Here is a 12,742-nt window from a genome sequence, read left to right as displayed (position 1 = left end):
CGACGCAAGCGCCGATGCCTTTCGCGCCGGTTCAACAAGCGCGGTGGGGACATGCCTAAGGCCTAATTCGGGTGGCGGGCAAGGACCGAGCGCGCGACGATGTCGCGCTGAATTTCGTTGGTCCCCGCGTAGATCGAGGCCGCGCGGTCGTTGAGATAGGTCGATCTTGCGGCGGCGATCGTCGAGAGGGACTGTCCTTCCTTCGCGCTGGTCAATGGCGCGCTGCCCTCGATCTCGAGTGCCAGCCGGGCCGCGCCGCTGCCGAGTTCCCACCAACAACCGATGCTGCGACGGCCGGATGGCCGCGCGAGCCGCTTCCAATCGGGTTCGCATGCGATCGAGGCGAGCGAATAGCAACGGCGACCAGCAGTGCGCGCGTTCATGTTGCAACAGATATTTCGCTACCGTCCAGCCATCGTTCTCGTTGCCCACGAGAGATGTCTTCGGAACCCGGACGTCGCTGAAGAAAACTTCGTTCAGCTCATGCTCGCCTGACATCGATCGGATCGGCCTGATGTCGATACCCGGTCGATCGAGAGGAAAGACGAGGAAGCTGATGCCGATCTGCGGCTTTTCCGCCACACGTGTTCGGACAAGGCAGAACATCATGTTCGAGAAATGAGCATGCGTCGTCCAGATCTTCGATCCATTGATGATATAATCATCACCGTCGGACACCGCCCGGCATTGCAGCGCGGCGAGATCGGAGCCGGTGGCAGGTTCGGAATAGCCTTGCGCCCACCAGTCGTCACCCGAGGCGATGCGCGGCAAATATGATTGCTGCTGTTCCGGCGTGCCGAATGCCATCAGGACGGGGGCGACCATATGGGTGGCGTTGGGGGTGATGATCGGGGCGCCAGCGCGGCGACGGGATCAGCGCTTCTTGGCGGCGGCGAACGCAGCGATCCGCTCGGCGACGTCCGGGGCGTTGCCTTCATTGCGAAACACCTCGAACGCCAGGCCGTCGCGAAGCGGAAGGCCGTCTGTTTGCAGCAGCAACCGCTTGTTCGCGGCGTTGCTGAAACGGGAATTGGCGAGAATGGTCTTGCTCAGCGCCATGACATCATCGGCGAAGGTGGCGTCCGGAAAGCATCGATCGGCAAGCCCGATCGCGGCGGCCTCCCGTCCGTCAACCGTGCGACAGGTGAACATCATGTCCCGTGCGCGCGATCCACCGACCCGTCGAGGCAGGCGCTGGCTCATCCCCCAGATCGGCGTCAGGCCCCATTTCGCATGGGTATCCGCAAAGCGTGCGGCCTCGGACGCAACGATCAGATCGGCGGCCAGCGCCAGTTCCAGCGCGCCGGTGAAGCACGGCCCGTGGACCGCGGCGATCACGGGCTGCGGCAGGTTTGCCAGTCGTTCCACGATCCTGCTCTGCCATCTGAGATGGCCGAACGATTCGCCGTCGCCGATGTCACCCAGATCGTGACCGGCGGAAAAGGCGCGGCCGGCACCGCGCAACACGACGCAGCCGACGTCATCGGATGTTTCGAGGCGGCCCACTTCTTCCTCCAGCCGCGAGAAGACCGCACTGTTGAGGCTATTGAGCTACTCCGGCCGATTGATCGTCAGGATGCGCAAGCCGGGGGCGGCGTCTTCGCTGAGCAGGACTGTCGTCACATCCATTCCTCCTTCCTTCCGCTGGGCCACCAGATTCACTTGACAGGCTCCTTTATGTCATTTGACCCATACATATAGCCGTAATTGTATCGATCCGCCGTTCGACGCCTGAAGGTTGTGAGGGAGGTGGGGGAGGGTGAAGACGGCCTGTCGATGTCCCCGGCGGACGTAACCGAACGGCGCAGGGCTTCAGCTAGTCAATACGTCGGGCAGGTTGGCGGGGCATGTCGCCGGCGGGTGGTCCAATGTCCTGACCCTGTGTCCGGAACCGCTTGGCGCGGACATCGCCTTTCTGGGAGGGCGATGTGGGGCCGCAGCGGAGCGAGGCGGGCAGGATGATCTCTCCATTTCCCCGGTGCTGCTGTGGGATGCGTCGCACTGGCGTCGGGAACCGGGGCGGCGATGACGACCGCCATGGCGCCGGGTCAGCGAGGCGACCTTCTGCACGTCCAGGTCGCGATATTGCGGCAGGTCATTCATCGCGATGATCCGCAGCGCCCAGTCGCCAATAGCCCTTGGCGTCGATTGACGGGTGCAGGATGCCGCGATCGACCAGCAGGTGGGTGCGCATGGCGCGGACCATGAACGCCTCGCCGGCCAGAAATACCTGACAGCGGCGTGGCAGGTCTGCTTGCTGCACCGCCAGTTCGAGCTTGCCTGTCGTGCCGGGGAAGGCAGTGGCGGAATGGACCCAGTGGATCGTCAGGTCCGCCGGGGATATCAACGCTTGCTCCTCACCGGCGTCGGCGATCTCGATGAACGCTTGCGCCCGTGTGCCGGCGGGCAGGCGCTCGACGATCCCGGCGATCGCAGGCAGCGCCGTGGCGTCGCCGATCAGCACCTGCTCGTGCTGCGACGGATCGATCCAGTAGCCCGACCTCGGGCCGGCGAGCTGGAGCGTGTCGCCAACGCGAACGCGGGCGATCCACCATGCAGCCGGCCCCTGATCGCCATGCAGGGCGACGTCGAACGCCATCCAGCCCTGTTCGGCATCATAGGCGCGAATGGTATAGGCCCGCCCCTGCGCCCTGATGTTGGACGGCATGGGGAAGAACAGCTTCATCCACATCGCGGGCCGATCGATTGGCATGGCCTTGAGGGCATCAGCGGCAACGGTGACGCGGCGCATCTTTGGGGTGACATTCTCGACACCGATGACCTGCGCGTCGTGGAGCGTACGGGATGTGAGCGGGTTCATGAGCGTGATCCTCATGCCTTGCTCGGCAGCGCTGCGTGCGGATTGCGGGCGAACCACAGGATCGCGAGCGCGGCGAGGAAGGCGAAGCTGGAGAAAAAGAAGAAGTCGTTGAGCGCGAGGATGTGCGCCTGCACGTCCTGCGCGCGGGCGATGACGCTCCAGGCCTGTTCGTTGGACAGGCCGGCGGCGCGCAGGCCGGCGATTACGCCGGCGCTCCGCTCGTCGAACGGGTTCAATCGCTCGGCGAGATGGGTCTGGTGAAACCGGGAACGGTTGTCCCAGAAGGTGGTGGCGAGGCTGGCGATCAGGCTGCCCGACATCATGCGGATGGCGGTCTGAAGGCCCGAGGCCGACGCGAGCTTATCGCCCGGTAGCCCCGCCAGCGACAGGCTGACCACGGGCGTCAGGAAGAAGCCGATGCCGATCCCCTGCGCCAGATGAGACAGGGCGATCGTACCCGCGTCGATCCCGGTGGTCGTGCCCGCCCGCCACCACGCCACCGCCGCCCAGGCGAGGAAGGCGGTGCTGGCATAGATGCGCGCGTCTCCCTTCGCCACCCAGCGGCCAAGAAAGGGCGCGAGCAGGATGCCGAAGAGCCCCATCGGCGCGGTGACGAGCCCGGCCCAGGTCGAGCTGTAGCCGAGATGGGTCTGGAGCCAGAGCGGGATCAGCACCAGCGAGGCGAAGTAAAGGCCGAACCCCGCCGCGACCGCCACCGTCCCGACCGCGAAATTGCGATGCGCGAACAGGCGCAGGTCGATGATCGGATGCGCCTCGCCCAGTTCCCAGATCACCAATGTGACGAGGCTGACCACTGCGAGGATCGCGGTGACGCAGATGAAGGGCGACGCGAACCAGTCGAGCGTGCGCCCGCGATCGAGCGTGACCTGCAGGCAGCCGATGCCCAGCGCCAGCAGCGCCAGCCCGCGCAGGTCCACCGGCAGGTGCATCGACGGTGTGTCGCGCCCCTTGAGGAGCGTCATCGTCGAGACAACCACAAACAGCCCGACCGGCGCGTTGACGAGGAAGATCCACGGCCAGCTATAGCTGTCGGTGATCCAGCCGCCGAGCAGCGGCCCCGCGACCGGCCCGGCCATATTGGTCATCGCCCACATCGCCACGGCGAAGGTGCGCTTCTGCGGCGGGAATACCGCGACCAGCAGAGCCTGGCTCAGCGGCACGATCGGCCCCGATACCGCGCCTTGCAACACGCGGAACAGCAGCAGCGAGTCGAACGACCAGGCCAGGCCGCACAGCACCGAAGCCAGCGTAAACGCCGCCACCGCGCCGACGAACAGCCGCACCTGCCCGAACCGGCGGCCGAGCCAGCCGGTCAGCGGAATGCAGATGGCATTGGCGATCGCGAAGGACGTGATCGCCCATTCGCCTTCCTCCGACCCCACGCCGAGATTGCCGGAAATCGTCGGCACCGAGACGTTGGCGATGGTGATGTCCACCACCGCCATGAACGAGGCCAGTCCCAGCGTTATCGCCGCCAGCGCCAGCCGGCCCCCTTCGAGTGGGGCGATGGGCTGCTTCGCGCTCATGGCTGGCGCCCGATATTGGCGGCGATGATGCGGGCGACGGTCGCATCGGCCGCGCGCGTCTGTGCGTCGTAGAGCGCCACGCTTTCGGCTTGCGGCGCGGCGGGCCGGGCCTTGCGGTCGCAGCGGCTGGTATCGACCGTGACCTTCGCCGATAGCCCGATCCGCAGCGGGTTGCGCGCGAGTTCAGCCGGATCGAGCCGGATGCGCACCGGCACGCGCTGCACCACCTTGATCCAGTTGCCGGTGGCATTTTGCGCCGGGAGGAGCGCGAAGGCAGCGCCGCTGCCGGCCTCGATATCGGCGACGCGACCGTGATAGGTGACGCGGGCACCATAGATGTCGGCGGTGACGGTGGCGGGCTGGCCGGGACAGATGCCGTCGAGCTGGACTTCCTTGAAGTTGGCGTCGATCCACAGCCGGTCGAGCGGCACCACCGCCATCAGCCGGTCGCCCGGCGCGACCCGGCGGCCGAGTTGCACGCTGCGCTGCGCGATCATCCCGCTGACCGGGGCGACGACCCGCGCTCGCGCCAGCGCCAGCGCCGCCGCGCGGACGCGCTCCGCTGCGGCCCGCACATCGGGATGCGATGCGAGCGTCGCACCGCTGGTTTGGGCAAGGGCTTGCGCGCGGGCTTTGCGAGCAGCGGCGAGCATGGCCTCGGCGCTGCGCACCGCATCGCGGGCGTGGCGGACATCCTCGCCCGTCACCGCACCGGTCCCGGCGATGGCCTGTCGCTGCCGATAATCGGAGCGGGCCTTGTCGAGACTGGCCTGCGCAACGCCGATCTCGGCATCATACCGGGCATCGGTCGCAAACAGACCACGCACGTTGCGCACGGCGCGCGCCAGATCGGCCTCTGCGGCGGCAAGCGCCACGCGGGCATCGCTGGGATCGATCTCGACCAGCGGCGTGCCCGCCGCCACCCGGTCGCTATTGTCAGCGCCGACGCGGATGATGGTGCCGGCCACCTGCGGGGTTACGCTGACGACATGGCCATTCACATAGGCGTCGTCGGTCGAGCGGCTGTCGCCACCCGAAAGCCAGCTATAGCTGCCCCAGCCCAGCGCGATGACGGTAACGCCGGCGCCAAGAGCGATAAGCCGCTTGCGGCGGACGGCGGCCGGGTCGGCAGCGGGTGATGTTGGCGTATCGGTCATTGTGCTTGTCCTGAAGGAAGGGGAGCGGGCGCCCAGGCCCCGCCGAGCGCATGGATCAGCGAGATCTGCGACACGGCGACGCGGGCATCGGCCTCCGCTGCGCGGCGGGTCGCCAGCAGCAGGGCGGTTTCGGTCGAGAGGCGGTCGGCGGCGGTGGACAGGCCCTGCCGTTCGCGCAACTTCTGAAGATCGAGAATGTGCGACCAGTGTGCGACGGCGGCGTTTGCCTCGTCCTGTCTGGCGCGCACTGCCGCCAGGCCGGTCACGCCATCGGCGACTTGGCGCAGCGCCTCGGTGAGCGCGCCGTTATAGACCGCAACCGCAGCGTCATAGTCCGCCGTCTTGCCGCGCAAATTGGCGCGCAGGCGTCCGCCGTCGAAGATCGGCAATGATACCGCCGGTCCCGCGCCGGCGGCGATGCTGCCGGATCGGAGCAGCGATCCCAGGCCGATGCTTTGCACCCCGGCAAAGGCGATCAGATTGACGTCTGGATAGAAGGCGGCACGGGCGACGCCGATCTCGCGCGCCGCCGCCTCCGCCGCCGCGCGAGCGGCCGCCACATCGGGCCGCGCGCCCAACAGGTTCGCCGGGATGGCGGACAAGGGCGCCGGATCGCCGATCGCCTTCAGTGATGGCCGTGCCAGCCCATCGGCGAACGCCGGATCGCGGCCCAGCAGCGCGGCGATCTGATGACGGCGTGCGGCAATCTCGCCGTCGAGCCGGGCCACTTCGTCGCGGGTGGCAGTAATCGCCTCGCGCGCTTGCGTGGTTTCGATCCCGGTCGCCAGCCCGGCCCGCTCGCGCGCGGCGATCAGGTCGAGGACGCCCTGACGCCGGGCCAAACCCTCTGTTGCGATGTCGCGCTGGCGGTAAGCGGCATCGAGGCGGACATAGGCATCCACCAGCGCCGTGCGCAGCAGCAGGGTCGCGTCGTCCGCCTCGGCCCTCGCCACCTCCAGACGCGCCGATGCGGCCGCCTGCGCCTCTCGCCGCTTTCCCCAGAAATCGAGCGCATAGCTGGCGCTGGCCGTCAGGCTGCCTTCGCTGCCCCAACTGCCGGCATAGGGCGCGGGATAGACGCTGTGGTCAGGAAAGCGTTCGCCGACCGCCCGGCCGGACCCATTGGCGGTCGGGAGCCGATCGGCGGCAGCGGCGTCGATGCTGGCGGCGGCGCGGCGCATCCGCGCGGTGGCTGTGGCGACCGATGGTGCGGTCAGGGCGTCGGAGGTGATCAGGCCGTCAAGTTGCGGGTCGCCCCAAGCCGTCCACCACGCTGATGAGGCTGTTGCGCCCGATTGTGTGATCGCGCCTTCTATGTCCTTTCCCGATGAAAGGGTGGCCGGGTCCGTCAGTGTTGCAGCGGGGCGGATCGCCTGGCTGCCAGTGGCGCAGGCGGACAGCGCGAACAGGCAATGGCACGCCAGCCAGGTCGCGGGCCGATTGGGCCGGGGAGGGGAAAGATCGTCGTGCATGGGCAAGTCCGAAAAGTGTCGGCGCCCACCATGCTGATCATTTCACCTATCAGAAATGATCGATATGATTGATTGTAGTTTCATTCAGTGAAATCGGAATTACCTCGCCTTGTCCGTCGCCGACCTCAACCTTCTGTCCGTGCTGGACATTCTGCTGGAAGAACGCAGCGTCACCCGCTCGGCGGAGCGGCTTGGCATCAGCGCCCCATCGGTCAGCCGGATGCTTGCGCGCTTGCGGCAGGCAACCGGCGACCCGCTGCTGGTGCGCGCCGGACGTGACCTTGTGCCGACCGCGCGGGCGCTGGAATTGCACGCCGAGGTGCATCGCGTGGTCGAAGACGCCGCCGCCCTGCTGCGCCCCACGACGATCGATCTCGCAACGTTGGAACGCCGCTTCACCGTGCGCGCCAATGACGGGTTCGTGGGAGCATTCGCCGGTCGCCTGCTGGCGCGCCTTCGCGCCGAGGCGCGCCTGGTCGAACTGCGCTTCGCGCCGGAGGGCGAGAGCGACGACGACGCGCTGCGCGAGGGCCGGATCGATCTCGATATCGGCGCGCTGCGCGAGATGGGGCCGGAAGTACGCATTCAGACCATATTCCGCGACCACTTTGTCGGGATGGCGCGGAGCGGGCATCCGATCTTCGACGCGCCGATCACGCCGGAACGCTTCTGCGCCTACGACCAGATCAGCGCTTCACGGCGCGGGCGGCCGCACGGCCCCATTGACAAGGCGCTGGCGGAGCTTGGCCTGAAACGCCGCGTCGTCCTGACCGTGCCCTTTCCCAAGACGGCTCTTGCCGCGCTTCCGGACAGCGATCTGATCGCACCCGTGCCGGATCACGTCCGCCGCTCCGCCGAAGCGATGGGCGCCAGCCTCCGCGCGTTCGATCTGCCGCTCACGCTGAAACCCGTCGTCATCGGGCAGGCATGGCATCCCCGGTTCGATAAAGACGCAGGGCACCAGTTTCTGCGACAAGCGGTGAGAGACGTCTGTGCCGCCTAGCACCGCACGGCGTGATCTGCCCTTTCCAAGCAAGCCGATCCGAGGCGCGAGCGGGGGCATCCCACACATGCTGGACACCAGTCGACGGATGATGTAATCAATGATTACTTCATAGGCGAACTGCTTTCGGTGACGACGCCGACGTCGTGGCGAAGGGCATTTCGCCCGACTTCGACGAGGAAGGTGCCGTGACGAATATCTCGCTGCCGCGCCGTGGCGCATGGTCGACTTTCTATCTCGTGGTGGCGCTCGTCGCCGGTCTGACGATGTTGGCGGTGTTGTGCGCGCCGCCGGATCTCGTGACACGCCTGCAGGTGGCGATCCGCACGACCGCGCGGACATCCGCCGCGCTGTTCCTCGCGGCGTTCACCGCCTCGGCCCTTGCGGCATACCGGCCCGGCGCCGTCACCGATTGGGTGCTCCGCCATCGCCGACAGCTCGGGCTTGGCTTCGCCTTCTCGCACGCGATCCACGCGCTGCTGATCTATTGCTATGTCCGGGTGGCGCCCGAGGCGTTCTGGGACGGGCGCTCCGTCGCGACGAACGTTCCGGGGACTATCGGCTATGTCGCCATCCTGCTGCTGGTGCTGACCTCGAGCGATACCGCCGTAGCGCGCCTCGGTCCGGCAACGTGGAAGCGGCTGCACACGAGCGCGATGTGGGTGATCTTCGCGGTGTTCATCATCGCCTTCGCGAAGCGGATCCCGGTGAACGTCGCCTATGCGGCGCCGACGCTCCTGTTCGCGGTGGCGGCGGCGCTGCGACTGGCACGGCGCCCGCGCCCGACCAGGGTTGCGTGACGGCCCGGTGGCCCCGCGCGCAGGCCCCGGCTATCCTGCACGAATGACCGAGGGAAAGGGCGCAAGCCGGGCCTATCATCACGGGAACCTGTTGCGGGTGCTGCTCGACACCGCGATCGCACTGATCGCGGAAAAGGGCGTCGAGGCCCTGTCGATGCGCGACCTGGCAAAGCGTGCGGGGGTTTCTCCGGGCGCACCGTTTCGCCATTTTCGCAGCAAGACAGCGCTCGTCACGGCGGTGGCCGAGGAGGCGATGGCGCGATTGACCGCCGCGGTCCGCGCCGAGATCGCCGCCAGCCCGGACGACCCGATCGAGACGCTGCGGGCGATCGGGCGAGGATATCTCGACTGGGCGATCGGCAACCCGACGCATTTCGCGGTCGTCAGTTCGCGATCGCTGATCGACTTCACCTCCTCCGTGCCGCTGGTGGAGGAGAATGAGGCGATCCGCCTGCTCATGCTCGACGTTCTCGGCCGGGCGCAGGAGCGCGGAATGGTTCGAGCCGGCCTGATCCTCGACGATCTCATGTTTGGTGCGCGCGCGCAGGTCTATGGCCTCGCACGAATGTGGGTCGACGGTCATTTCGACGAGTGGAAGGTCGATGGCGACCCCCGGGAGCGAATGTTCGCCGCGCTGGATCTCTATATCGGTGGCATCGTGTCGCGGGCGTGAGGCGCGCCACCCGGGCGACCGGCGATCGGAACAACATGCTGAGCCGTCACGATTGCACCACCGTTTCCGGTTCGTAGGAAACGGGAAAGTTCACCGACCGGGCAATGAAGCACACTTCGTGAATGCGACGGTGGATATCCTCCGCAATCTGCAGATCGACATTGCCCACGACAGTGACTTTCGGCCGGAGTGTCGCTGAAACAAATCGTCCCGCTCCGCTCTTCTCGACGGTACCAATCCCGATCGGGCTATCCTCATAACCGACCACCACGATCCCCTCTTCCGAGGCATAGTGGAGATACCAGAGCATATGGCAGGCCGAGAGCGCTGACATGAGAAGGTCCTCCGGGTTCATCCTGGAGGGATCACCCCCGAGCAACGGATCGTTCGAGCAATGAACAACCGCTTTGCCCGGCACGGCGATGTTCCATGTTCGATCATAACCTCGGTAATGACTGGTGCCGTCGCCGCGATTGCCGGTCCACACGACATGGGAGGTGTAAATGTGGCTCATGCCGTCTTCCTTTCCCGCTGGATATGCCGAGTATGGTGGTGCTGCAGGAATATCAAACCGGCAGGTGCCCGTCATGACCGCGGGGCCAGCGGGGGCGGGTCAATCGCGGTTTCCTGCTCGACCAGCGCGACATCAGCCTTTCGGAAGCTGCCAGAGCGGCCTGGCGATGTGACACCGAACACATGGCGAGGCGAGGGGAGATCTGCGAACAGGGGGGAGGCGTTCTCGGGAGAGCGCCGCTATCAGGCTCTCAACCGGCAGAGGGCGACGCCGATCACGATCATCGTCATCCCGAACGCCTGGAGAGCGTCGATCCGCTGGCCGTGCGCGATCCATGCCACCGCCGTGACCAGGACGATGCCCGCGCCGGACCAGACCGCATATGCGACGCCGACCGGCACATCCTTCAAGGCGACGGAGAGGCAGTAGAAGGCGGTGACGTAGCCGACCCCCACGCCAAGGGAGGGCAGGAGCCGCGTGAAGCTGTTCGTCGACCTGAGCAACGAGGTGGCGACGACCTCCGACAGGATCGCGAATGTTAGCCACAGGTTAGCGGACATCAAGGGCTCCCAGGACGATCTCCCATGGCTCGACGCCTGTTCCGCGTCGAGCCATGCGCATCAAGGGATCTTCAAGCAGCAGACGCCGCCCGGGGCAATGAAGGTCCGGCATGGAAGCGGGCAAGAACCTGCGGTTCGATCGCGCGAACCTTCTCCACGTTCGCCTCCTTGACGTGACCGAACCCGCGGATCTGGCCCGGCAGGCTGGCGAGTTCGACGGCGGCGGCGTGATTGGCCGGCGTGAGCTTGGCGCAGACCATGCGCATCTGCTCTTCGAAGTGGACGATCAGCTCACGTTCCATCTTCCGCTCGGCCGTGCGGCCGAAGGGATCGAACGCGGTTCCGCGCAGGCCCTTCATGCGCGCCAGGATCTTGAAGGCGCTTGCGATCCACGGGCCGAACTCCCGCTTGAGCAGATGGCCGGTCGTGGGATCCCGACGGGAGAACAGCGGGGGAGCCAGATTGTATCTGATCTTGGCTCCGTCCTCGAACGTCGCGGCCAGCTGGGCGCGGATCGCCGGATCCGAATGAAGCCGCGCCACCTCATATTCGTCCTTGTAGGCCATCAGCTTGGCAAAATTCTTGGCCGCCATGATCGAAAGGCGCTGGTCGCCCGGCGAGACGCGCGCCTCCGCCGCCATCACGTCCCGCATGAGGCGGCTATAGCGTTCGGCATAGGCCGCATTCTGATAGTTGGTGAGAAGCTCAATGCGATGCGCGACGATATCCGCCAGCTCGGTGAGCGGCTGGAATTCAGGCGGCCGCATCTCCTGCGCGGCGCGCTCGACCCGCGCGGGATCGACGGCCTGAAGTCGGCCGAGGTTGAAGGCGGCCTTGTTGAACGGCACCGATACGGCGTTGAGTTCGACCGCCCGTTCGATCGCGGCTGCGGAGACCGGCAGCAGGCCGAGCTGGCTTGCGAAGCCGAGCATGAAGAGGTTCGCCGCGATCGTGTCGCCCAGCAGCGCCAGTCCCAGGCCGGTGGCGTCCACCGAGTGAATCTCACGCGAGCGGTCCGATATCCGGCGCAGCAACAGGCTGCGGTCGATATTCAGGTCCGGATTGCGCTGGAACGCCGGAGTGGGCGTGACGCGTCCGTTGACCACGGCGCGAGTCCTTTCGGGATCGAAGGTGATCGCCGGCTCCTTCGCGAGCGCCGCGACGGCGTCGAACGCGAGAGCCACGTCGGCATCGCCCACGCCCAGCTTCTGCGCGCCCAGCGCGCTGACCTCGTCCGCGATCCGGACGTGGCTGAAAACCGCGCCGTTCTTCTGGCTGAGACCCGTCATATCGAAGACGGAGCACGCCTTGCCCTCCAGGTGTGCGGCCATCGCAAGCAGCGCGCCGATCGTCACGACCCCCGTCCCGCCGATGCCGGAAACCATGAGGTTGTATTCGCCGTCGAAGGAGGCCACGGGCGGTTCCGGCAGGGAAAGCCCCTCGCTTGCCAGCGCCGATTTCTTCGGCTTGCGCGGTTCCGCGTCGAGCACGGTCACGAAGCTGGGGCAGAACCCCTTCACGCAGCTGAAGTCCTTGTTGCAGTTCGACTGATCGATCTGACGCTTCCGGCCCATCTCGGTCTCGAGCGGCCACACGCTGACGCAGTTCGACTGCACCGAGCAGTCGCCGCAGCCTTCGCAGACGCCTGGATTGATGAACATCCGCTTCGCCGGATCGGGGAACTTGCCGCGTTTGCGCCGGCGCCGCTTCTCCGCGGCGCAGGTCTGCTCGTAGATCAGGACGGTCGTGCCCTTCACCGTCTGAAGGTCGCGCTGGACGCGGTCGAGCTCGTCGCGATGATGGACGACGACGCCCTCACCCAAGCCGCTCTCCGCGTCATAGAGTTCGGGCCGGTCGGTGACGACCACGCAGCGGGTCGCGCCTTCGGCCAACACCTGCCGGGAGATGTCGCCGACCGAAAGCGGGCCGTCGACCGGCTGGCCTCCGGTCATCGCCACGGCGTCGTTGAACAGGATCTTGAACGTCATGTTCACGCCGGCCGCCACGGCGCCCCTGACCGCCAGCAGCCCGGAATGGTAGTAGGTGCCGTCGCCCATGTTCTGGAAGATGTGCGGTACGTCGGTGAAGTGGGCCTGGCTGTACCAATGCGCTCCTTCGCCGCCCATCTGAGCGTTGGGGAGCATCTCCGGCCCCGAATACATCGCCATCGCGTGGCAGCCGATGCCCCCGGCGGC

General features: G+C 66.7%; 11 protein-coding genes and 2 pseudogenes. 3 read left to right on the top strand and 10 right to left on the bottom strand.

Annotation, left to right across the window (positions count from 1 at the left end):
* Positions 1 to 62 precede the first annotated feature (62 nt).
* The 7 genes and pseudogenes from ACFDSW_RS02550 to ACFDSW_RS02520 form a co-directional block, all read right to left on the bottom strand.
* Complete coding sequence (locus tag ACFDSW_RS02550; RefSeq protein ID WP_375248706.1) at positions 63 to 383, bottom strand: acyl-CoA dehydrogenase family protein; 321 nt, start codon at positions 381 to 383, stop codon at positions 63 to 65.
* 82 nt (positions 384 to 465) lie between these two features.
* A pseudogene (locus ACFDSW_RS02545) lies at positions 466 to 849 on the bottom strand (acyl-CoA dehydrogenase family protein); the annotation flags it as partial.
* 24 nt (positions 850 to 873) lie between these two features.
* Positions 874 to 1,539, bottom strand: a pseudogene (locus ACFDSW_RS02540) (enoyl-CoA hydratase/isomerase family protein); the annotation flags it as partial.
* Positions 1,540 to 2,095: 556 nt separating this feature from the next.
* The gene (locus tag ACFDSW_RS02535) at positions 2,096 to 2,836 is read right to left on the bottom strand and encodes a siderophore-interacting protein (RefSeq protein WP_375248705.1); all 741 of its coding nucleotides are present in this window, start codon (positions 2,834 to 2,836) and stop codon (positions 2,096 to 2,098) included.
* Complete coding sequence (locus ACFDSW_RS02530; RefSeq protein ID WP_375248704.1) at positions 2,833 to 4,368, bottom strand: DHA2 family efflux MFS transporter permease subunit; 1,536 nt, start codon at positions 4,366 to 4,368, stop codon at positions 2,833 to 2,835. The genes ACFDSW_RS02535 and ACFDSW_RS02530 overlap by 4 nt, the downstream gene beginning before the upstream one ends.
* Positions 4,365 to 5,525: an HlyD family efflux transporter periplasmic adaptor subunit gene (locus ACFDSW_RS02525; RefSeq protein ID WP_375248703.1), complete on the bottom strand. Its 1,161-nt coding sequence runs from the start codon at positions 5,523 to 5,525 to the stop codon at positions 4,365 to 4,367. Before ACFDSW_RS02525 ends, ACFDSW_RS02530 begins: the two co-directional genes overlap by 4 nt.
* Positions 5,522 to 6,997 carry an efflux transporter outer membrane subunit gene (locus ACFDSW_RS02520; RefSeq protein WP_375248702.1) on the bottom strand — a complete coding sequence of 492 codons (1,476 nt, stop codon included), beginning with the start codon at positions 6,995 to 6,997 and terminating at the stop codon, positions 5,522 to 5,524. Before ACFDSW_RS02520 ends, ACFDSW_RS02525 begins: the two co-directional genes overlap by 4 nt.
* A 109-nt stretch (positions 6,998 to 7,106) precedes the next feature.
* On the opposite strand from ACFDSW_RS02520, the gene ACFDSW_RS02515 reads away from it, so the two are divergent.
* The 3 genes from ACFDSW_RS02515 (at position 7,107) to ACFDSW_RS02505 (ending at position 9,473) form a co-directional block, all read left to right on the top strand.
* A complete protein-coding gene (locus ACFDSW_RS02515; RefSeq protein WP_375248701.1) occupies positions 7,107 to 8,000 on the top strand; it encodes a LysR family transcriptional regulator in 894 nt (297 codons plus the stop codon).
* 146 nt (positions 8,001 to 8,146) lie between these two features.
* Positions 8,147 to 8,800 carry a ferric reductase-like transmembrane domain-containing protein gene (locus ACFDSW_RS02510; protein WP_375248700.1) on the top strand — a complete coding sequence of 218 codons (654 nt, stop codon included), beginning with the start codon at positions 8,147 to 8,149 and terminating at the stop codon, positions 8,798 to 8,800.
* Between the two features lie 43 nt (positions 8,801 to 8,843).
* Entirely contained in the window at positions 8,844 to 9,473 is a 630-nt protein-coding gene (locus tag ACFDSW_RS02505; protein ID WP_375248699.1) for a TetR/AcrR family transcriptional regulator, read from the top strand.
* A gap of 46 nt (positions 9,474 to 9,519) precedes the next feature.
* Here the strand turns inward: ACFDSW_RS02505 and ACFDSW_RS02500 are convergent, their stop codons facing one another.
* The 3 genes from ACFDSW_RS02500 to ACFDSW_RS02490 all read right to left on the bottom strand — a co-directional run.
* Positions 9,520 to 9,987, bottom strand: a complete 468-nt coding sequence (locus ACFDSW_RS02500; RefSeq protein WP_375248698.1) for an OsmC family protein — start codon at positions 9,985 to 9,987, stop codon at positions 9,520 to 9,522.
* A gap of 242 nt (positions 9,988 to 10,229) precedes the next feature.
* A complete protein-coding gene (locus tag ACFDSW_RS02495; RefSeq protein ID WP_375248697.1) occupies positions 10,230 to 10,547 on the bottom strand; it encodes a DMT family transporter in 318 nt (105 codons plus the stop codon).
* 71 nt (positions 10,548 to 10,618) lie between these two features.
* Positions 10,619 to 12,742 (bottom strand): indolepyruvate ferredoxin oxidoreductase family protein (locus ACFDSW_RS02490; RefSeq protein ID WP_375248696.1); only part of this gene is annotated, 2,124 nt, incomplete at its 5' end.

The sequence above is a fragment of the Sphingomonas sp. genome (genome assembly GCF_042091075.1).
In the GTDB taxonomy this organism is placed as follows: Bacteria; Pseudomonadota; Alphaproteobacteria; order Sphingomonadales; family Sphingomonadaceae; genus Sphingomonas.
This window is presented reverse-complemented; position numbering and strand designations above follow the sequence as displayed.

Bases quoted from the DNA above. Each gene is read 5' to 3' on its own strand.
- ACFDSW_RS02550 (WP_375248706.1), bottom strand. From the start codon at position 383: ATGAACGCGCGCACTGCTGGTCGCCGTTGCTATTCGCTCGCCTCGATC.
- ACFDSW_RS02535 (WP_375248705.1), bottom strand. From the start codon at position 2,836: ATGAGGATCACGCTCATGAACCCGCTCACATCCCGTACGCTCCACGAC.
- ACFDSW_RS02530 (WP_375248704.1), bottom strand. From the start codon at position 4,368: ATGAGCGCGAAGCAGCCCATCGCCCCACTCGAAGGGGGCCGGCTGGCG.
- ACFDSW_RS02525 (WP_375248703.1), bottom strand. From the start codon at position 5,525: ATGACCGATACGCCAACATCACCCGCTGCCGACCCGGCCGCCGTCCGC.
- ACFDSW_RS02520 (WP_375248702.1), bottom strand. From the start codon at position 6,997: ATGCACGACGATCTTTCCCCTCCCCGGCCCAATCGGCCCGCGACCTGG.
- ACFDSW_RS02505 (WP_375248699.1), top strand. From the start codon at position 8,844: ATGACCGAGGGAAAGGGCGCAAGCCGGGCCTATCATCACGGGAACCTG.
- ACFDSW_RS02500 (WP_375248698.1), bottom strand. From the start codon at position 9,987: ATGAGCCACATTTACACCTCCCATGTCGTGTGGACCGGCAATCGCGGC.
- ACFDSW_RS02495 (WP_375248697.1), bottom strand. From the start codon at position 10,547: ATGTCCGCTAACCTGTGGCTAACATTCGCGATCCTGTCGGAGGTCGTC.